Raw genomic sequence first — 17,755 nt, forward strand, 5'->3', positions numbered from 1 at the left:
ACGCCACCCAAGCTCCCAGTCCTACTCGCGGAGATGAGCACGCCGTACTGTCGCTACACACCGATGCCTGCAGGCAGTTCGTCGACGCTAAAGACGACACATCGATCCCTGATCACTCACTCGGAAGCGTTCAGCTACCCACTCCACGCCGATACGGTAGCCATGTGGACGCACAGTTCTGGCACAGTCCCTTCGGTGACGCACACCCCGCCTGGTGACTCGAAACGCCAGCAACGCTGTTCTTGCGGACGATACAGCCTCTGTAGTTCCGAGCCCACCGCCGCTCCCCGTCGAACCGACGGTTTACCGCGGCTGGTCCGCATCAAGCAACGAATCCCGCGCGTACTCGAACGTGTACACCGCCGTCAGCCCGGGGGTGTCGAGCCGGTACTCCCGGGGCGCCATGTTCTCGCTGTACGTTCGCGGGACCCGCGACTCACCATCAGGCGGGTCGTTGAGCGCCCGCAACACTTCGTGCCCGTCGCCGCGGGTCTTGACCAGCCACCACGCAGCCTCCGGGTCACAGGCCGCCATCTTGTCGAAGTCCGCGGGAATCGCCTCCCGCCGGTCGTTGTTGATCCGCTCCGCCTCAAGCGCCGCAACGACGGCATCATCGGTATCGAGTACCGCCGCATCCAGCCGGCCGTCATCGACGCCGTAGTAGCGTTCGACACGCGTCCCCGGCTGATCGTCGGGTTCGACGAACTCCTCCTCAAGTAGGCGGGCGCCGACGGCGACCATCGCGACGTGCAAACTCGATTCCGAGAGATCGCCCGTCCCGTCGCCGTAGGCGATCCCCTCCCGATGCCCGACCTCGATCGCGTCCCGGCCATCAGGCGTCACCGTGTACAGCTTGTGCGGGCGGCGACAGTCAACCCGTAAGAGCCCGTCATCAAGCAGTTCCTGCACCTCGTCCGTGTCGATCCCGACGTAGGCCTCCAGGTTGGTCATGGAGTCCCAGACGATGTCGTACTCCAGTTGTTGGTCGAACCGCTGCTGGTGAGCCATGTAGACAGCCGCGAGCAGGCGTAGCTGCGCATCACTGTACGGGCTCGCGGCGCGCTCCCCGCTCGTGAGCAGGAGATCGAGCGAGCAGATGGGAATATCGGCCCGATCGACGGCGTCGAGCGAGTGGTGGCACGTGATCGCCCGCCGCATCCCCTCTGGCGTCGCTGCATAGCGCTTCTCACGCGTGTCACAGACGAGGGGGTACGGCGGCTCGTCGATGTAGGAGAGACAGTCGGGGAACCGCTCCGTGTGCGGGATCGTGGCCGTCGCCGCCGCGAGTCCGGCGACCGATCCTTCGATCGGTCCCTCCATACCCGCGGGGTCTGCACTCCCGCTGGCCGTGCGGCCAACGGCGACGCCCACTTCCTCCCGGGTCCGTGTTTTCGCGTCGTCGAACGCCTCCCTGAACGCTTCCTCGCGAGCGCCGGTGAGCGGATCGTCACTCTCGGGGTGCCCAGCGGGCAGCGACGGCGAGGTCACCGTGAACGGGCGCGGCTGCCGGTCGGCGAACGGGGCCGCGGGCCGGACGAGCCACTCCCCGCGCTGGAGATCGCGAAGGCGGTCCGCAACCGCGTCCGCGTCGGCGTCACTCGTCGCCAAGCGCTCGGCCAGCCGGCGATCGACGCCGACGGGGCCCGTGATGATGGTGCCGACGTCGTTGAGCAGTTCGGCGTACACTCGCTGGTGGGAGTCCCGGAGCTGTTCGGGGAACTGCATCGCGAGGGTGAGCGCGAGATCGAACGCCCGGCCCTGGGAGAGCAGCGTGTCGAGGATGCCGGTCGTCGCCAACTCGGCCGCCTCCTCGATGTAGCAGTTCACGAGCGGGTGGTCGGTCGCCGTCCCGAGGGCCTGCCGCCGCTGGAGGGCCCGCCAGAGCTGGGAGAGGATCGCGATCGCCAGCAGCGTCCGCGAACGGTCGCCGTAGCCCCGGAGGTCGAACACGATGACGCAGTCCTCGTCGAGCGCGGCGCGGAGGTCGAAGGTCACCGTGTCGTGCTGGGCCTCGAACAGTGGGGCGAGCCGGGTGTCGTTGGTGGCGATGCCGATGCGCCGAGTGACGGCGCTCATGATGCTGTCGAACGTCGTCGGGGCGTTGGCGGCCGTGCTCGCGAGCTTCTGGTGGAGCGCGCCGTCGGAGACGGGTGGTGGATTGCCGGTTTCGTGGAACTGCGCGGCGGCCGCCAGTAGCTCCTGCTGGCTGATGCTGTCGGCGCCGTGGACGGGGTCGAACAGCGCGCGGACGAGCTGCTGGATCACCTCGACGGCCGCCTCCGCGCTGTAGAACTGCTCGGGACCCATCGCCGCCGCAAGCAGGTCGATGTAGTGCTCGGCGACCGTGTTGACGGCCCACTCCCGATCCAAGCCGGCGTCGAGTAGCGGCTCGATCGTCAGGAACGGGAGTGCGGGCAGGTACTCGGTGCAGTCGAAGTAGTAGACATCATCGAGATCACCGTACCGTGCGAAATGGGTGCGGGCGTACTCGGCCGGCGCGTCGTCGCCTTTCGCGTCGATGTAGATGGTGGCGCCCTCAGTCGCCGCGTGGTTCGTCAAGTGCATCCTCTGGCCGACCGCGGTTTTCCCGGCGCCGGTCGCCCCGAACAACGCGGTATGGAGGGCTTGGATCGACGGCGGGAGCGACAGCGTTGCGTCAAGCGCTTCGCGGTCGGCCGTCTTCGGGTGGCCGACCGTCATCCCCGGCTGGGCGAGATAGCGGTCGAGGACGGTCCGCGGTGGGAGTTCGATCCCCGTGCGGTCGGTCGGCGTCGGTTCGAGGGCGCGACTCGCCGCAGGGCTGAGTGCTGGCCCGTTCGTAATGCAGAACGCCGCAACGCTTCCCGGATCGGCGACGATGGCCGGGCTCGCGTTCGTCGTGCCCGGAACGAGGTGGGTGTAGCGCGTCGGCGACTGGTGGGCCTTGCGCTGGCAAAGAGCCATGAACTGATCGTGGGCCGCGTCGGCCCCGTACTCGTGCTGCGTTGGTGTGACCCGATAGTCGTCGCCGCGGATTGCCTCGAACCCCGTTGCCACCGACTCGACCGTTTGGGTCGCGTTGGCGGCGTCATTGTCGAGGGCGACTGCCCGGGCGTTGACGGTGAACGACCGGCGGACGTCGACCGTTTCGAGCGCCTCGATCCGTCGTCGATTGGCCGGCGCAATCGACGTGTCCGTACTGGCGTCGTCGGCCGCGTTGGTCGCCGTGCCCGTGTCGGCCGAGCCCGACGAGCCCAGGAGTGACTGCAGCAGGGCGTTGCGTCGCAGGTCGCTGTTGAGTTCGAGGTCGATGATGCGGTCCTGTTTGGTCGCGCGCCAGTCGGGGCGTGGGGTCACGAGCAGCTGGACGAGTGCAGGCGCATCGCTTGTCGCCAGCGCGTCGAGGAGGCTCGCGAGCGGCCAGTTGCCGGCTGGCGCCTCGTCTGTCTGTGGCGCGTCGTCGACGGCGAACGCCTTGAGCGAAGGCAACGGACACTGCCAGTCCTCGGGGCGATCGCCCACTCCCTCCCACTCGACGGCGGCGACGTCCCAGTCAGGTTCCCCCGGGTCGTCATCCGGGTCGGGTATCGGCGGCTCATCGACGGCTGCGCGATACGTCGTGTCGGTCTCGACGAGATCGACCGAGTCGGGGAGTGTCTGTCGGAGCGTCCGTTTGACGGGCGCAAGGGGGCCGTCACAGCCCACGTACCACTCGATATGCCGGTCGCCTGTGCTGTCGGCCGTGCCGGTGGCTGCGAACAGCCACTCGTACGTCGGCGGGGCATCGCCGTCACCGCCCGTCGTTCGGTGAAGCTGGGCGATCGCCTGTGGCACCTGTTCGGCGCGAAGCGGGTCGTCACTCGGCTGGATACGGAGGTACGACCGCTCGGTAGTGAACTCATCTGGGACCATGGATTAGCCCTGCCGGTCGTCGGGCACGTCGTCCGATTCGGTAGCTAATTACGGCCGGTTCGACGTATATTCTTTCCCGGATTCCGCATTCAGTTACCGCTGCCGACACGAGCGGTGACCAGCACGCGGCGGTTTTTCGGCCCCTGGGAGGGGTGCGGGGCGCGCCGACGTGGCGTGACCTCGTGCAGGTGAGTCCAATGCCCACGAGCAACATCTACGATCGCGGCTTCGACGAGGACGTCCAGTGTGGCACAACCAGCCCGTGTCCCGAATGCGGTGGACAGGTGCGAACGAACACGGCCGAGACCGTCTGCGAGGACTGCGGCCTGGTCATCGACGACCAAGCGATCGATCACGGCCCGGAGTGGCACGTCGACGACGAGGGTGAGCGACGGCGGACTGGCGCGCCGCTGACCGCCGCCCGGCACGATCGCGGCCTCTCAACCCGGATCGGCTCGGGCCAGGACGCAGCAGGGTGCGAGATCGCCCCCCAGAAACGTCGCCGCCTCGCTCGACTGCGCCGCGAGCACGCCCGCGGCCGGTGGCAGTCGACACAGGACCGGAACCTCGGCCACGGCCTCACGGAGATCCGGCGGATCGCGAGCGCACTCGGCCTGCCTGCCTCCGTGCGGGATCAGGCGTGTCAGCTGTTCCGGACGGCGCAGAACGAGGGACTGCTCCCGGGGCGGTCGATCGAGGCGATGGCGGCGGCGAGCGTGTTCGCGGTCTGTCGCTGTAACGGGCACTCGCGGCTCATCGCCGACGTGACGCCGGTCGCCCAGGTCGCGCAGTCGCGCGTCGAGAACGCTTACACAGTGCTCAACGAGGCACTCGGGTTACCCACGTCGCCGATGGCGCCCCCACAGTTCGTGCCCCGGCTGGCGTCGGAACTCGGGTGTACCGACGCCGTACAACACGACGCGACACGGCTGGCTGAGCAGGCCGTCGACGCCGGCGTCACGACCGGCGTGCATCCCGCCGGGTTCGCGGCTGCCTGCCTGTACATGGCGGCCTGTGCCAACGACGAGCCGTTGACGCAAGCCGACGCGGCGACGGCCGCCGAGGTGACGATCGAGACGGTCCGGGCCCATCGTGACCGGCTGCTCTCCGTTGTAGAGTGACCGTCGAACCAGACATATGGCGGGGGTCAACGCCAGCGCTACACAGGAGTAGCTCTCCTAGCTTCTCAACCGATCTCCGCTGACTCCCTAGTTTAGAAATACGTCGATACAGCTAATACATTCGCTGACAAAGAGATACATATGCCCATCGACATCGAGACTTTCGAAGCCTCCTCCGAGGACCGCCTCAAGCACAATGGGGAGACCAACGCCGACCGCGTGATGCGGTTCCTCGCCACGTATCCCGACCAGGCGTTCACCCAAAGCGAGATTCGCGACGCGACCGACGTGAACGCCGGGAGCATCAGCGTCGTCCTCTCACGGCTCGAAGATCGCGGGCTCGTTCGCCACAAAGGCAACTACTGGGCGCTTGGCGAGGCCGACAACGTCGCTGCCTACACGAGTATGGTCGAGAGCACGCGGGCCGCGAACGACCGGTTCGGTGAAGAAGACATGGACGAGTGGTTGGAGCACGCGGTCGACGACGAGGCGACTGAATGAGCTATCAGCGCGGGGATGTGGTCTGGGGGCCGGACCCGTTCAAGCCAGGAGAAATCCGCGACCGTGGCTCATCCTGAACAACGACAGGCACCCGTTCGGTGACGAGGAGTACATGACGGTCACGCTGACGACGACGCCCCACGACGAAGGGATCCCCCTGGATGACGCTGATTGGGTCGAGGGCGGGATGCCCCGACAGAGCTACGCCTCACCGTGGGCAGTCGCGTCGCCAAAGCACGCTGCGATCGTTCGGCGGCAGGGTCGTCTCGAGGAGTCGTTCGTCCGGACCGTCGTCGACGCGCTCGGAACGTATCTCGAACCCTCGGCCGAGGAATGACCGGTTACGCGACCGTGGACGAAATCCAAGAACGAACTGGGAATACCCTGTTTGAGCAAAGCCTTAGTGGCTCTCGGCTCGAAACGTGGGTAGCCCGACTCGAGGTCGACGCCGAGTATGCCCGACTCAAACGTGCCTGACGATCTGGACGCGAAACACGCCCGCAACCGCGAGCAGCGCATCGCCGCGATCAAACGCTGGGTAGCGTATATCGAGTCTGAACCTCCAGAGAAATGGGGGGCCCAGCAGAACGCGATCGTCAACGATCAGCTCGAGGCCGCCCAGCGCGTTCAGACATCGGCAGCACACAAGCAGCACGTCACTGACGTCGCTGCGGATATCGCTGATGCCGCGGCCGATACTGACGACACCTAGCGAATCCGTATTGGCGAGGCGATACTGGCCTACGACTGCCGTTCGCTGATCTCGGCAGCGATGCGATCGCCGGGCTCCCGCAGTTCGCCAGACTCGACCTCGTACACGTACCCCGAGACAGTGGTGTCGTCCGGGATGAGCTCCGACTGGCGCAGGTACTCGACCTGTGCCGCACAGGCCTCGTCGATGTCGTCGGTCATTTTGACCCAGTCGAGGAGGTCGGCGTCGCCGATAGTGAGTTCGGGCAACGACGGGTCGAGGTCGACGTCCTCGAGGTCGCCTGCCTGGGCCTCGAGTCCCTCCCGAACGGCCTCGTCGGGGCGCTCATCATCCCACAGTCGGTGTGGTTGATGACGATGATCTCGTCGGTCTCGAAGAAGTTCGTCGTCAGCGCCGCCGAGCGGATGACGTCGTCGGTCACTTTCCCGCCGGCGTTCCGGTAAATCTGGGCGTCGCCGAGTTCGAGGCCGAGGACATCCTCAACGGGGATCCGTTCGTCCATGCAGGCGATGACGAGGAGGTTCTTGTTCGTCGGGATACCTTCGCGGCGACGCCGGGCCCAGTTCGCCCGCTCCGCGACCGTGTCGTCGACGTGTTCGTGGTGGTTGTGGGATTCTCCCATACTCGTTACAACGGTCGTGGTAAGAGGAGCGTTGCGACAGTACGGAGCTTTGCCGCCGGCTATGACACGTAGCGAGCGGAAGCCCACCCCTTCAGGGGTGGGAGGATGTCAAGCTGCACGGCGGGCGAACGGTCGATACTGCGTGACAGCCAACGAAATCGCCACCGCCGGCCGTTCACCGGTCAGCAGCGACCTGCCACCATTCGGTCGTCGGCGAGCCTGCCACAGGAATCGGCGGCTGCATCCAATCTCTATCGGCCTAACTTAACCAACAGAACTGGTCGGTACCCCCACTACGTTGGTTAACGATGGGCTTGATTCACTCTCTCACCCCTACCCACGACACCACTTTCCGCATAAGCGTATTCTGGTGGTTCGTCAATTCGACAAGATACCGAATCTGTCAATCATGGGGTATTTCTCTGTGCCAGGAGGCGTGCAGCGCGCGACAGTGTGCTGCGTGACCCACCATGGCCTGGTCCCGATCCGCACGACGACACGAGTGCCGACTACGAGCGATTCGAGAAAGAACAGCTCGCCCAGGACCGCGATGCCACCGGCGTCGACACGGCGGATGTCGACGACAGGACGGCCCGAGGCCTGGTCAGCGACCTCGAGGCACATCTCGTGTCCGACTGATGCCCGGCTGGGCGTGGCTCACGTTGTACACACGAGAAGGGCTAAGTGGCTGGCTCACAACGGACACATAATGAGTAGCGATAAGAAACGCGTCCAATTCCGGGCGCCACACCGGCTTATTGACCGGACCGACGCACTCGCAGAGGTACTCGGCGAAGACCGGACGAACATCCTTGTGACCGCGCTCCGGGAGTATCTACAGGAGGCCACGCACGACGATGCGCTAACCCAGGAAATCGCCGCCGCCTACTACGACGACGAGATCACCTTCAAGCAACTCAAAACCCTCGTTGGTGCCGAGGAGGCGGCGAATCTCCGGGTGTTGAAACAGCAGCTGGATGCGGACTTCATCGACGAGGTCGCCGACGCATAGATGCCAACACTCGTTGCCGATGCCTCCGCCCTCGTCAGTCTCGGGATCGTTGCTGACGACGACCCTGATCCGCTCGCGCTCTGCCTCGCCCAATACGAAATCGTCGTCCCAACGGCGGTCATCGAGGAACTCCAGGAGATCGCCTCATACGATGACGCACACGGTCATGCTGCAGCCATCGTCCTCGATCGAACCGACGCGCTCGAGACACGGTCAGTTGTCCTTGAGGCCGAGTTTCCGCTTGACGATGGCGAGAACGCGGCCGTCACTCTTGCGAACGACCCCGATGCCGAGCTCCTCCTCTGTGACGAATTCACCCAGCTTGGCTTGATCCATGCGTCGCTCGCTGATACCCGGCTCGTCACCTCACCGACGCTCCTCTCAGTGCTCGTTCGAACTGAACAGCTCTCAGCTGCCGATGCACGGCTGCTCCTTGAAGCGATCAGGAACGCCCGTAGCTGGGACGCGAACAGCTACGTGCAACGGACCCGCTCGTTGTTCGAAGAGCCTTGACGGCATTCGAAGACCTGGACCGTTCTTTCGGTTTTTGCGGTTCTCGTGGGTGCTCAAGCGATCCAGTTTGGCCTGTTGGGCTCGGGACTTGGTGCGCTCGGGCTCATCATCCTTGGAGCATTCATCAGCCTCTGTAGCCTGTACCTCCTGTACGCACTCCACTGGGCCTCCTAGGCGTTCAATGGACCCTCCTTATTCTACCGGATACGCGACGGCCCACCCCGCTCGCCGCGTGCCGCCCTTCACGCCACTGGCGACAGGGCCTTTTCGAGACACATTAATGAGCCCACCGCCCTTTTCTCTAGGTAGCCCCCATGGCTACTGATCGTCGCCGTAACGCCGTTGAGGACAAGCAGGAGCTCGCGACCACGATCGGGCTCTACGTCCTCGGCGAGATCTCGCTTGGCAAGGCCGCCGAGCGCACCGCCGTGACTCGCTGGGGGATGGAGGAAATCCTCCAAGAAGCCGGTGTTGAGCTGCGCCTCGGCCCGCAGTCCATGGACGACCTCGACGATGAAGTCGATGTGGCGCTCGACCTTGAATGAGCGAGTCGTTCTCGCGGCCTGTTGTGCTCGATGCAACAGTGCTCAGCAACTACGCGAGCACTGACTCTGTTTCCTGGCTGACGACGACGCTCGATGCCCTCCAGACAGTTCCCGCTGTCCGAACTGAACTGGAGTAGGGTCGTGAGGTCGGCTACGTGTATCTGGAGCATGCACTCGACGTCCTCGAATCAGGAGAGATCGGGATTGCTGAGACCGCACCGGAGCAACTCCAGCAGGACTATCCGGCCGTGCAGACCCATCTCGATCCCGGCGAAGCCGAAGCCCTCGTGGCTGCGCACACGGCTGGTGGGACGCTCGTGACGGATGACGGGACCGCCCGAGCGCTCGCGGCCGACTACGACGTTGCACTCACCGGGTCAATTGGCTTGCTGGTTCGCGGCGTCGTTCTCGAGGAATTGACGGTCGAGACGGCGGATGAGTGGCTCACAACGTGGATCGAGGAGCGGAACTACTACGCACCGGTCGACAGCGTGACTGCGGCTCTTCCTGAGGACGTCGAGGACTAACCAGCCGTCTTCGTGGTAGCACAGGAGTGGTGCGCAGGCCAGCACATACGAGAACGTACGCTGGCCAGGATGGGTGAACCACTCCCGAAATCCCTCGGCCGCTCGGCATCTCGCGACCCACGCTGCGCGCCTCGTCCCTGCGGTGCTTACGGGGCCGAGGGACGACCGAGGCGGCCTCGCCCTTTCTGAGTCCGCCAGGACGGTAGATGCCTCACCGAGCGACGTAGCCGGTTGAACAAGGGTGTACGATACGGCCCGCCCCGCTCGCCGCTGCCGCCCTTCGCCTGCTCGCGGGTCGCTTCGCTTCCCGCTCGCTGTCGAGGCGCTCATTGTGGTCGCGCCTCGCTTCGCTCGCGACCGATTATTCCGGGTGTGCGGGCGCTCTCCGCATCGCCCGCACCCGTTCCGGGCTCAACTGCATGTGCCCTCGGCGCCAGCGGGATAGCGCGAGTGCTTGCGCGGCGTCGCTGCTCACTGCCTTCCCCCCCAAGCGTTATGAGTATGAATAGGGTATGAATATGCATGAGCAAGGGCGAACGGCGAAAAATCGGAAAACGAGGACAGGTGACGATCCCGAAAGATCTCCGGGAACGCTTCGGAATCAAGGGGGGAGACGACGTCGTGATTCGCGAAGAGGGAGGGAAGATCGTTATCGATCAATCCGCCACTCGTGAGGAGTTGGCCGAGGGGTACCGTCAGCGTGCCCAGCGGACCCGCGACCTCGCTGAGGAACTCGCGGGCGTCTCGACGGAAGCTGATGACCATCTCGGCGATGCCCCAGAGTGGTAGCGGATGGCAGCGTCTGTCCGTCGAGGCGACATCGTAATCGTTGAACTCGACCCCACACAGGGATCCGAACAACGGGGAACACGTCCGTGTCTCGTCGTGCAGAACGATATCGGAAACGCAAACGCACCCACAACGATCGTTGTTCCGTTCACTACCTCGTTTGACGAGCAGCTCTATCCCTTCGAAGTACTCGTTCCAGCCGAGGAGTGTGCGCTTCGGGAGGACTCCGTTGCGCTCTGTAGCCAGATTCGAACCATCTCTATCGAGCACCGGATCAGCGAGAATCTCGGCTCGATCCCGCCAGAACGGATGGCCGAGGTTGATACCGCACTCGAACACAGTCTCGGGCTCACGGAGATCTGAGACGGGCTGGCGACCGTTATAGCGTTTCGAGGAGAAAGCTCACGGCTTCAGTCGTGGATGAATCCGACAACAGCGGAAACAACTACGACGGTTCGTGCTGTTGGCTGTCACTCCGGGTTGGCCGCCCGGTCGCCAGGCAGGCTCTTTTCTGCTGTGTACGATACGGCTCGCCCCGCGCGCCGCTGCCGCCCTCCGCTTGCTCGCGGGTCGCTTCGCTCCCCGCTCGCCGTCGAGGCGCTCCCTGCGGTCGCGCCTCGCTTCGCTCGCGACCGACCATTCCGGGCGTGCGGGCGCTCTCCGCACCGCCCGCGCCCGTTCCGGGCTCAAGTGCATGTGCCCTCGGCGCCAGCGGGAAAGCGCGAGGGGTTGCGCGGCGTGGCTGCTCACCCCCCACGCTTTCTCCGCTGGTCGCTCGCTCCGGGCGGGTCGCTGGAAGACTCACTCCGTTCGTCTTCCAAGCCCTGCCTCGCTGCGCTCGGCAGGACGGCGCGCGGTGCTGGTTGGGGCCTCCGCATGCAGGCGCGCTCTCGCTCGCGCCCAAGAGGGCGCTCGCGAAGGCGCGAGCGAGAGCGCGCAGCTGGTGCTGTCGGTCGGTAGCGTCGGAAAACCGCGATATAGGAGCATCGCGGCGTCGGCGCGTGCGCGCCTTCGGAGTGAGTTCATGTCCAGTACTAACTCCAGCCGAAAGGTCGTTACGGTGGATGAACAGGCGTTCAAACACGCGGAAGACGAGGCCGTCGATGCAGACGGCGTCCCGGTCGTCGACGACACGCCGGTGATCGAGGCGACGGTCGAGCAGGAGACACAGGCGAAGGTGGATGCGAACCACCCAGAGGGAATCGCGGACACGAGCACCGAGCGGATTCACGGTGTCACCCTCGAACAGGAAGAGCGCATTCGGGCACGGGAAGCCGAACTGGAGCGCATCAGTGCCCAGGCCGAGCTGGGCACGCAGGACGGTCGGGAGCAGCGCACGCGAGCGGTGGCCGCGCAAGGGAGCACAAAGCGTCGGCGGGAGTTCCAGACGCGGGCCGCGAGCGTGGAGCCGATGGCCGACCCCGAACGGGATGATCCCCGAACGGAGCTCTCCCAGGATGAACTGGCGACGGTGAACACGGAGGCAGATCGACTCGCGACGCGGCTGGATGGCTGGTCGCGGGCGGCGATCAGTCGATGCCTGGCCGAAGCGGTCGTCGACGGCCAGGACCTGACAAGTGCGGTCGTGCGGGTGTTCGAAACGTTGCAGACGGCGCCCACAGGGTCGGTGCCCATCGACGCCCTCGAAGAGGTCGATCGCGGCACGGTCACGATCGACGGTCGCGTGAAGACCCTCTGGGACAGTGATTCGCCGGCCATCCAACAAGTCGGACTGATCGCGGACGAGAGCGGGCAAACCAAAGTGACAGTTTGGAAAGCATCGGACGCCCCGTGGATCGAGGAAGGCGAGCGCGTGCGGATCCATGAAGCGGCCACGAACTGGTACGAGGGCCGGATCTCGGTGGCCGTGACCGGGTGGAGCAGTATCCACTTCCCGGAACGCGGTCGCTGGTGGGACGCATAGCCAGTCTGAGCACCTCTCTTTTTTGCTGTGTGCCGGGCCGACCCAGACCCCACTGCCCCACCCTCCGCTCCGTGCTCGCTCCGTGAGACTCGCAGTTGCTCGTCTCACGTGCCCTCGTTCGATGTGCTCACGAGGACTTCGCTGCGCGCGCAGCCACAACCGTTAGGAAGAAAGGATAATTTTCTCAGAAAACTATTTGCGTACACAATACGTAGCATCCAGTATGCCCGAGACGTGGGACGACGTCAACGAGCAAGTCAAAGCGGACTGGAAAGAGGAGACTACGCCGTTCGAGCGGGTGTACGAAATCGTCGAACAGACCCACGACGGGCAGTCGGCGGCCGAGATCGCCGACCGCGCCCTCGTGAGCGAGCCGACGGCACGTCGCCACTGCAAGACCCTGGTGAACACCGGCTTCGCCGAGACGGAACCGGACGGCCAAACCACGCTGTACAAGCGCAACAGCGACCGGGTGTTGATGTCCCGGATCCGCGAGCTCCGTGAGGACGTCGAGCGGCCGGAGTTGCTCGACAGTATCCAGGAGATGAAGACCGAGATCCGGCGCTACGAGGACCGCTACGACGTGGTGTCGCCGGAGGAACTCGCCCAGCAACTCGACGCTGACGAGACGGAGGGGTGGGACGATCTGACCGCGTGGCGAACGACCCGACAGAATCTCGCCGTTGCGCACGCCGCACTCGCCTACGACGAGGCGAGCCACCAGCTCGCCGTATGACCGGTGGCGACCGCGCCGGTGAGTTCGGGCCGATCTATCTCCCGGCGCTCCAGCGGATTCGTGACCTCTGGCTCGAACTTGAACCGCTCGTCGACGCCACGGCGTACGACGACATCGTCGACCCCACAGAACTGCAGATCAGTCTCAGCGATGGGTTCGGCGACGCCGAGAGCGCTCGGCTCGATATCCAGTGGAGCGAACTCGGGATGTATTCGTTCCACTACGTCGATAGCGACGACGTCAACTGGCGCTTCGATCGCCACCCGAACACACACTCCCCCGAGATCCATTTCCACCCGCCGCCCGAGACCGCGACGACGGACGCCGAATCATCCTGTATCGACGTGACCGAGGTGTCACTCGTGACGCGTGCCGTGCATGCGATGTGGCGGGCAGCGTACGAGGACGACGATAGAGAGCAGCGGAATAGCGCCTCAAACCCGCCGTGAGACGGGATTAGCGGATGGCGCGGTCAGCCATGTCCATCATCTGTTCACGAGCGGCTTCGACATCCGAGTAGAGCGCCAACGCGTGCTTGATGAGGCGACGGTCTTCCAGATTCTCCTCCCACCGCGTGATCACGTCACGGCGCTCGTGGAGTTCGGCACTTGTGAGGTCGCCGTCGGCGAGCGACTGTTCGAGCTCCTCCCACGTCTCGACGTCGTAGGTCGCCTGCCACGCCTCGATCTCCTCAGTGATCGCGGCCAATTCGTTGCGCAGCTCTTCGCGCGTGTTCTCCTCGATGAGCGTCCGGATTTCCTCGAAGAGCAGTCGCGTATAGTCCGGCTGGTAGCGCGTTGTATCGTCGGTCTCGACGCGGCGCAGGTGGCCCTGGTCGACGAGATCCTGGAGTTCCTCGTTGGTCGTGCTCCAGGCGGCGTCGGCCTGCGCTGATCCAGTTGACTGACCGCGGTTCACGGAGCGTCTCGGCGACCGCTCGAATGCGATCGCGAGCGCTCATCGACTCAGTCCACGACTGAACGCCGTCCTGCGGGGATTCGGACATACTTGTCACCGCTAGCTCTGATTACGATACGGAAGCGTTGTCACGTCGAACGCATCGTAGTGCCGGTCGTACGTAAGGATGTGATCGACCCCTAAGGCGTCCATATGGGCTGCAACAGTGAAATCGGTGAGTGACGCATCAAGATCCGTCCACTCGACGAACGTTGCTTTGGCGTCATCGAAAACGTCCTCGGAGACGGATTCGAACTGATAGAGCGTGCTCTCGTCGAGCGTCGTCAGGAACGAGGCTGCGTTCCGCATCGACGCTTGCTTTTTCAGCCGTGTGGCAGCCTCGTCGACGATGTGATCGTTGACGATGAGGCGACGATAGGGGAGGTCACCGTCGCGGACAAAGGTCATGAACGCCCGCGAAACTGCGTGCATCTGATCTTGTGGGTTGAATAATGCGTACAGGAACTTCGGCCCGACGACGACCTGATGGCGGACGTGTCCCGGGCGAAAATGCTCGGGGGTGATCGTCCCAATCGGGGTTTCGACTGGTTCAGCCATCCGAATTCAGGATTGCGCAGACGGGTCATCGGCGAGCGTGAACGACTCGTCGCTGCCGTCCCACTCCTCGACGATATCGTCTTCCTCACGGGCATCCGTCGCCGCCGACGCTGGGAGCGATTCGTCCTCGAGGTCGTCGAGGACTGTGAACGCCGGGTCGTTCGGGTCAGCCTGCTGCTGGCGTTCGATCCACTCGATAAGCGCCTCGTGGCCGGCTTCCTTGAGCGAGAGGCCGTGCTCTCGCGCGAACTCCCGGAAGCGTTCGTATTCGTCCTCGTTCAGTTCCGTTTGCACGTGCTTGGTGTCGTTACTGCTCATAGGGATCCCAGTTGCTACTCCCATCTACTTGCTCATGAAGTATAAGATGTTCGCATGAAATAATTCATATCCCATATTCAAACGGGAGACAGAGCGGACTACTGGCCCTGACGTTGAAATACGAATTCGGGACAAACCACACCAACCGATGCGTGATCGCCATCTGGATTTCGAGGAACTGCGGCCGACCGGCGAGGCGTCCCACATTCCGGACACGAGGCTGGACGACGGCTGTGAGGGCACCCCCCGGTGGCAGCGCGTCGCGACGAGCGCTGGTGGCTACCCTGATGCGCCGACGGCCGCCGATGGCGAGTGCCGGTCCTGTGGGGCGTCAGTCCCAGACGGCCAGACGAAATGCCGGTTCTGTCTCACCAACCATCTCGGAAGTGGCGCCACTAGCACGAACGAGGCAGCGTCGGCGAGAAGGCAGCAGATGGGGCGAAAGTCCAGCGGTGGTACGACTGCCTCGACTGTGGATACGAAGCCCCCTCACGGATGGTCTACGGCGCTGAGCGGGGAGTGAATGAGCGCTGGGTGCTGTTTTTCGGCCGGGCACGAGGAAGTGGCCCGGACTGATCGGGCCTGATTCACCGATGAGTGTGGAAGTACTCGATCGCCACAGTGAGGCACTGTTCGAGTTCCTCTGGTGTCCGGTCTGCGGACACGAGGTGTTTAGTCACATCCCATTCGAGGGGGTGTTCTGCAAGCACTGCAACACGCAGGTCGAACTCCGGGAGCCACTCGAGACACGCGGCCACGAGGACGCCGCGATCGCGCGCTTCACCACCGACACGACGTGGAACCTCCACGTCGACGAGAAACTCCGTCGCGACCTCCCTGACGGCGCAGCGCGGGCGAAGATCCTCGGCGCACCGGGAGCCTACGAGGTGGACTGGTGGAGTCCAGCCCCCGGCGAGGAGTGGGAACCCGTCGAGCGTGGCGAGTTCGACGACGTCGACGAGCCGGATGACGTCGCCCACCTGGCGTAGTGGTCCCGCTTCGCAGCCTCGTCTAGATAGTCGAAACCAACAACCCGTCTTCACGGAGGATGGAGCACCCACCATTCGCCGAACTCGACCCGTCGAATCGCGTGCGCAAACGTGCCCAGTACGAAGCCTTCGCGTTCTCGCTGCAGGCCGGCGACGTCCGGGTTCGTAACGAGAGCCACCTCGATCCCGCCAAGCACGAGTACCGTGTCGCGGTCGTCGACGGCCTCCCGGTCAGCTGTTCGTGTCCCGCCGACGAACGGGACGACGGCCCGTGCAAGCATCGCGTCGCCGTCGCGATCCGTCCGAAGCTCCTCGAGCTCGCGATGGCGATGCAGGCCGTCAGCGACTGCGGGCCCTGATTTTCACCCCCAGGAAGGGGTGCGGGAGTGCTCGCGTTGCCTCTCGCAACCCACTATGAGTGGAACGATCGACGACCACGCGACAGCACAGTCGACGACCGAAAGGACCGAAGTTCGGTACGTGGGGACGCGCGTTCGGGGCGGCGTCCGCGTGCTGACGTACCCCGGACCGGCGGAACTTACGCCGGACCGGAGCCTCGAGATCGTGAGCCACAGCCCCTCGGGCTTCGAGTGGGGGTACGGTGGGAGTGGCCCCGCCCAACTCGCCCTCGCGATCCTGCTCGACTACACCGACGACCGCGAAATCGCACGGGCGCACTATCAGGCGTTCAAACGAGAGGTCGTGAGTCAACTCGAGTGTACGGGGGGTGATGGGACGTGGACGCTCACGACTGGCGAGATCGAGCAGTGGCTGCCCGACAACTAGCGGTTTCGTCAACTAAAACCAAGAAACGTATTTATACGATCAGGTGTTAGAGTATACACAGATGATCTCAAAGGCCGGACTCGCCGTAATCGACGCACTGAGTACCGGCCGCGAAGCGACGCCAGACGATCTCGCAACTGTTACGGGGTATTCACAGACACACATTTACGCAGTGCTCGATGAGCTGCTCGATGCGGGGCTCCTTGTCGAACGGCGTGGGCCCAACAACCAGCGGTACGTCCGTGTTGCGGACCATCCGGTCATTGAAGCGTACCGGAGCCTACAGTCGAAACTCAATCACGTTGACTGGGCTGATCTTCTCTCGCCTGCTACCCTCCGAGTATGCTGGTTTCTCGATGAACCCCGTCGAGTATCCGAGATTGCAGAGCGACTGGCGATTACTCGACAAGGCGTTCACAAGGCGCTATCGCCGCTCAAAAACCGGGCGATGCTGTCCTCGTCCGGCCCCGAGTACGCGGTGAGTGAGGACCTCGCGCCGCTGCTGGCGTTCGCGCAGGCCATCGTGACCCACGAGCACCGATCGCGAGCCCGGGAGATCGCGCCGAGTGCGACTGTGGAGTGGTACGACCCGAAACGCGCACTCGTCCGTGTACAAACCGCCGCGGATACAGACGCACTACTGGATACGCCTGATTGGCAGGTGACTGGACTCGGTCGGTTCGAGAAGTACGGTTTGCAGTTCTTCCTTGCAGGTGAGCCTGCGTTCTGGTATGCGCCCGACGAGGGACTCACGCCGAGCGAAGTGGTGTGCCACACACTCGTTCTCGATAGCGGATCCCGCCGGGTTAGCTATGCGATGCTGTTGATCGAGGCGTTGGATATCGATCAGGAGACGCTCACAGACACTGCAACGTGGTACGATCTAGAATCTATGATCGCTGCGATGTATCAGGCACTGCAGGGGAGGGTCAAGAACCCGGACGAGCTCCCTGTCGTCCTTCCAAGTGAATCAGAATTCATGGCACTCAAAGCGCAGTACGGGGTTGCATGACGGTATTCAAGGGTGGCGAGGCGATCAAAGCGTTCCTCGAAGAGTTCGACAGCTGGCTGTCGGAGCCCGTGACGGTGTATCTCCTCCGCGGGTCCGCGATGACGGCCGCCAAGCCGGCCCGTATCGACGTGAGCGAGGTGTCACTCGTAACCCGTGTGTCCATTCAAGTGAAGGGCAGGGTCCGATAGCCACGACGTTGATCAACTGCATAGCGTATCACCCCCACAGTCGCGGTTGAGAAC

At 64.1% G+C, this 17,755-nt stretch carries 20 protein-coding genes and 6 pseudogenes; 21 read left to right on the forward strand and 5 right to left on the reverse strand.

Annotated features, from left to right (window positions below):
* Positions 1-303: 303 nt before the first annotated feature.
* Positions 304-3,891: a type IV secretory system conjugative DNA transfer family protein gene (locus tag ACQUSM_RS11775; protein ID WP_435118797.1), complete on the reverse strand. Its 3,588-nt coding sequence runs from the start codon at positions 3,889-3,891 to the stop codon at positions 304-306.
* 197 nt (positions 3,892-4,088) lie between these two features.
* On the opposite strand from ACQUSM_RS11775, the gene ACQUSM_RS11780 reads away from it, so the two are divergent.
* From ACQUSM_RS11780 to ACQUSM_RS11795, 4 genes and pseudogenes are all read left to right on the forward strand, one after another.
* Complete coding sequence (locus tag ACQUSM_RS11780) at positions 4,089-5,012, forward strand: transcription initiation factor IIB (RefSeq protein ID WP_435118799.1); 924 nt, start codon at positions 4,089-4,091, stop codon at positions 5,010-5,012.
* 141 nt (positions 5,013-5,153) lie between these two features.
* A complete protein-coding gene (locus ACQUSM_RS11785) occupies positions 5,154-5,513 on the forward strand; it encodes a MarR family transcriptional regulator (protein ID WP_435118801.1) in 360 nt (119 codons plus the stop codon).
* Positions 5,510-5,850 (forward strand): annotated as a pseudogene (locus ACQUSM_RS11790) (type II toxin-antitoxin system PemK/MazF family toxin). Before ACQUSM_RS11785 ends, ACQUSM_RS11790 begins: the two are co-directional and overlap by 4 nt.
* A gap of 117 nt (positions 5,851-5,967) precedes the next feature.
* On the forward strand, positions 5,968-6,225 hold the full coding sequence (locus ACQUSM_RS11795; protein WP_435118803.1) for a hypothetical protein: 258 nt from the start codon (positions 5,968-5,970) through the stop codon (positions 6,223-6,225).
* Positions 6,226-6,254: 29 nt separating this feature from the next.
* On the opposite strand, the pseudogene ACQUSM_RS11800 reads toward ACQUSM_RS11795, so the two are convergent.
* Positions 6,255-6,847: pseudogene (locus ACQUSM_RS11800) on the reverse strand (beta-class carbonic anhydrase).
* A gap of 709 nt (positions 6,848-7,556) precedes the next feature.
* Here ACQUSM_RS11800 and ACQUSM_RS11805 point away from each other — a divergent pair.
* From ACQUSM_RS11805 to ACQUSM_RS11850, 10 genes are all read left to right on the forward strand, one after another.
* The gene (locus ACQUSM_RS11805) at positions 7,557-7,859 is read left to right on the forward strand and encodes a hypothetical protein (protein WP_435118805.1); all 303 of its coding nucleotides are present in this window, start codon (positions 7,557-7,559) and stop codon (positions 7,857-7,859) included.
* Positions 7,860-8,372, forward strand: coding sequence for a hypothetical protein (locus ACQUSM_RS11810; RefSeq protein ID WP_435118807.1), 513 nt, complete (start codon positions 7,860-7,862; stop codon positions 8,370-8,372).
* 314 nt (positions 8,373-8,686) lie between these two features.
* Positions 8,687-8,917, forward strand: coding sequence for a UPF0175 family protein (locus tag ACQUSM_RS11815; protein WP_435118809.1), 231 nt, complete (start codon positions 8,687-8,689; stop codon positions 8,915-8,917).
* Positions 8,914-9,054, forward strand: a complete 141-nt coding sequence (locus ACQUSM_RS11820) for a hypothetical protein (protein ID WP_435118811.1) — start codon at positions 8,914-8,916, stop codon at positions 9,052-9,054. The genes ACQUSM_RS11815 and ACQUSM_RS11820 overlap by 4 nt, the downstream gene beginning before the upstream one ends.
* Positions 9,055-9,072: 18 nt before the next feature.
* Positions 9,073-9,444 carry a hypothetical protein gene (locus ACQUSM_RS11825; RefSeq protein ID WP_435118812.1) on the forward strand — a complete coding sequence of 124 codons (372 nt, stop codon included), beginning with the start codon at positions 9,073-9,075 and terminating at the stop codon, positions 9,442-9,444.
* Between the two features lie 522 nt (positions 9,445-9,966).
* Positions 9,967-10,233, forward strand: coding sequence for an AbrB/MazE/SpoVT family DNA-binding domain-containing protein (locus ACQUSM_RS11830; protein ID WP_435118814.1), 267 nt, complete (start codon positions 9,967-9,969; stop codon positions 10,231-10,233).
* A gap of 3 nt (positions 10,234-10,236) precedes the next feature.
* Positions 10,237-10,596 (forward strand): type II toxin-antitoxin system PemK/MazF family toxin, encoded by a 360-nt coding sequence (locus ACQUSM_RS11835; protein WP_435118816.1) that lies wholly within the window; start codon positions 10,237-10,239, stop codon positions 10,594-10,596.
* Between the two features lie 661 nt (positions 10,597-11,257).
* Positions 11,258-12,157 (forward strand): DNA-binding protein, encoded by a 900-nt coding sequence (locus ACQUSM_RS11840; RefSeq protein WP_435119702.1) that lies wholly within the window; start codon positions 11,258-11,260, stop codon positions 12,155-12,157.
* A 223-nt stretch (positions 12,158-12,380) separates the two neighbouring features.
* Positions 12,381-12,893 carry a winged helix-turn-helix domain-containing protein gene (locus ACQUSM_RS11845; protein ID WP_435118818.1) on the forward strand — a complete coding sequence of 171 codons (513 nt, stop codon included), beginning with the start codon at positions 12,381-12,383 and terminating at the stop codon, positions 12,891-12,893.
* Positions 12,890-13,342 (forward strand): hypothetical protein, encoded by a 453-nt coding sequence (locus ACQUSM_RS11850; RefSeq protein WP_435118820.1) that lies wholly within the window; start codon positions 12,890-12,892, stop codon positions 13,340-13,342. Before ACQUSM_RS11845 ends, ACQUSM_RS11850 begins: the two co-directional genes overlap by 4 nt.
* Positions 13,343-13,349: 7 nt before the next feature.
* On the opposite strand, the pseudogene ACQUSM_RS11855 reads toward ACQUSM_RS11850, so the two are convergent.
* The 3 genes and pseudogenes from ACQUSM_RS11855 to ACQUSM_RS11865 form a co-directional block, all read right to left on the reverse strand.
* A pseudogene (locus ACQUSM_RS11855) lies at positions 13,350-13,899 on the reverse strand (DUF7342 family protein).
* Between the two features lie 11 nt (positions 13,900-13,910).
* Positions 13,911-14,408 carry a type II toxin-antitoxin system VapC family toxin gene (locus tag ACQUSM_RS11860; protein ID WP_225935242.1) on the reverse strand — a complete coding sequence of 166 codons (498 nt, stop codon included), beginning with the start codon at positions 14,406-14,408 and terminating at the stop codon, positions 13,911-13,913.
* Positions 14,409-14,414: 6 nt separating this feature from the next.
* A complete protein-coding gene (locus ACQUSM_RS11865; protein WP_435118822.1) occupies positions 14,415-14,726 on the reverse strand; it encodes a hypothetical protein in 312 nt (103 codons plus the stop codon).
* Positions 14,727-14,874: 148 nt separating this feature from the next.
* On the opposite strand from ACQUSM_RS11865, the pseudogene ACQUSM_RS11870 reads away from it, so the two are divergent.
* The 7 genes and pseudogenes from ACQUSM_RS11870 to ACQUSM_RS11900 form a co-directional block, all read left to right on the forward strand.
* Positions 14,875-15,144 (forward strand): annotated as a pseudogene (locus ACQUSM_RS11870) (hypothetical protein); the annotation flags it as partial.
* A pseudogene (locus ACQUSM_RS11875) lies at positions 15,141-15,302 on the forward strand (DUF7568 family protein); the annotation flags it as partial. The pseudogenes ACQUSM_RS11870 and ACQUSM_RS11875, both read left to right, overlap by 4 nt.
* A 17-nt stretch (positions 15,303-15,319) precedes the next feature.
* Positions 15,320-15,715, forward strand: coding sequence for a DUF7567 family protein (locus tag ACQUSM_RS11880; protein ID WP_435118824.1), 396 nt, complete (start codon positions 15,320-15,322; stop codon positions 15,713-15,715).
* Between the two features lie 59 nt (positions 15,716-15,774).
* Positions 15,775-16,068 (forward strand): annotated as a pseudogene (locus ACQUSM_RS11885) (SWIM zinc finger family protein); the annotation flags it as partial.
* Between the two features lie 61 nt (positions 16,069-16,129).
* Positions 16,130-16,501 (forward strand): DUF6166 domain-containing protein, encoded by a 372-nt coding sequence (locus ACQUSM_RS11890; RefSeq protein ID WP_435118826.1) that lies wholly within the window; start codon positions 16,130-16,132, stop codon positions 16,499-16,501.
* Positions 16,502-16,562: 61 nt separating this feature from the next.
* Positions 16,563-17,513, forward strand: coding sequence for a MarR family transcriptional regulator (locus ACQUSM_RS11895; RefSeq protein WP_435118828.1), 951 nt, complete (start codon positions 16,563-16,565; stop codon positions 17,511-17,513).
* Positions 17,510-17,701, forward strand: coding sequence for a hypothetical protein (locus ACQUSM_RS11900; protein ID WP_435118830.1), 192 nt, complete (start codon positions 17,510-17,512; stop codon positions 17,699-17,701). The genes ACQUSM_RS11895 and ACQUSM_RS11900 overlap by 4 nt, the downstream gene beginning before the upstream one ends.
* Positions 17,702-17,755: the final 54 nt, after the last annotated feature.

The sequence above is a fragment of the Halolamina sp. C58 genome (assembly GCF_051195095.1).
GTDB lineage: Archaea > Halobacteriota > Halobacteria > Halobacteriales > Haloferacaceae > Halolamina.

What these genes read in the sequence shown, in the direction of transcription:
- ACQUSM_RS11775 (WP_435118797.1), bottom strand. Translation starts at nt 3,891, where the DNA reads ATGGTCCCAGATGAGTTCACTACCGAGCGGTCGTACCTCCGTATCCAG.
- ACQUSM_RS11780 (WP_435118799.1), top strand. Translation starts at nt 4,089, where the DNA reads ATGCCCACGAGCAACATCTACGATCGCGGCTTCGACGAGGACGTCCAG.
- ACQUSM_RS11785 (WP_435118801.1), top strand. Translation starts at nt 5,154, where the DNA reads ATGCCCATCGACATCGAGACTTTCGAAGCCTCCTCCGAGGACCGCCTC.
- ACQUSM_RS11795 (WP_435118803.1), top strand. Translation starts at nt 5,968, where the DNA reads ATGCCCGACTCAAACGTGCCTGACGATCTGGACGCGAAACACGCCCGC.
- ACQUSM_RS11805 (WP_435118805.1), top strand. Translation starts at nt 7,557, where the DNA reads ATGAGTAGCGATAAGAAACGCGTCCAATTCCGGGCGCCACACCGGCTT.
- ACQUSM_RS11810 (WP_435118807.1), top strand. Translation starts at nt 7,860, where the DNA reads ATGCCAACACTCGTTGCCGATGCCTCCGCCCTCGTCAGTCTCGGGATC.
- ACQUSM_RS11815 (WP_435118809.1), top strand. Translation starts at nt 8,687, where the DNA reads ATGGCTACTGATCGTCGCCGTAACGCCGTTGAGGACAAGCAGGAGCTC.
- ACQUSM_RS11820 (WP_435118811.1), top strand. Translation starts at nt 8,914, where the DNA reads ATGAGCGAGTCGTTCTCGCGGCCTGTTGTGCTCGATGCAACAGTGCTC.
- ACQUSM_RS11830 (WP_435118814.1), top strand. Translation starts at nt 9,967, where the DNA reads ATGAGCAAGGGCGAACGGCGAAAAATCGGAAAACGAGGACAGGTGACG.
- ACQUSM_RS11835 (WP_435118816.1), top strand. Translation starts at nt 10,237, where the DNA reads ATGGCAGCGTCTGTCCGTCGAGGCGACATCGTAATCGTTGAACTCGAC.
- ACQUSM_RS11840 (WP_435119702.1), top strand. Translation starts at nt 11,258, where the DNA reads ATGTCCAGTACTAACTCCAGCCGAAAGGTCGTTACGGTGGATGAACAG.
- ACQUSM_RS11845 (WP_435118818.1), top strand. Translation starts at nt 12,381, where the DNA reads ATGCCCGAGACGTGGGACGACGTCAACGAGCAAGTCAAAGCGGACTGG.
- ACQUSM_RS11850 (WP_435118820.1), top strand. Translation starts at nt 12,890, where the DNA reads ATGACCGGTGGCGACCGCGCCGGTGAGTTCGGGCCGATCTATCTCCCG.
- ACQUSM_RS11860 (WP_225935242.1), bottom strand. Translation starts at nt 14,408, where the DNA reads ATGGCTGAACCAGTCGAAACCCCGATTGGGACGATCACCCCCGAGCAT.
- ACQUSM_RS11865 (WP_435118822.1), bottom strand. Translation starts at nt 14,726, where the DNA reads ATGAGCAGTAACGACACCAAGCACGTGCAAACGGAACTGAACGAGGAC.
- ACQUSM_RS11880 (WP_435118824.1), top strand. Translation starts at nt 15,320, where the DNA reads ATGAGTGTGGAAGTACTCGATCGCCACAGTGAGGCACTGTTCGAGTTC.
- ACQUSM_RS11890 (WP_435118826.1), top strand. Translation starts at nt 16,130, where the DNA reads ATGAGTGGAACGATCGACGACCACGCGACAGCACAGTCGACGACCGAA.
- ACQUSM_RS11895 (WP_435118828.1), top strand. Translation starts at nt 16,563, where the DNA reads ATGATCTCAAAGGCCGGACTCGCCGTAATCGACGCACTGAGTACCGGC.
- ACQUSM_RS11900 (WP_435118830.1), top strand. Translation starts at nt 17,510, where the DNA reads ATGACGGTATTCAAGGGTGGCGAGGCGATCAAAGCGTTCCTCGAAGAG.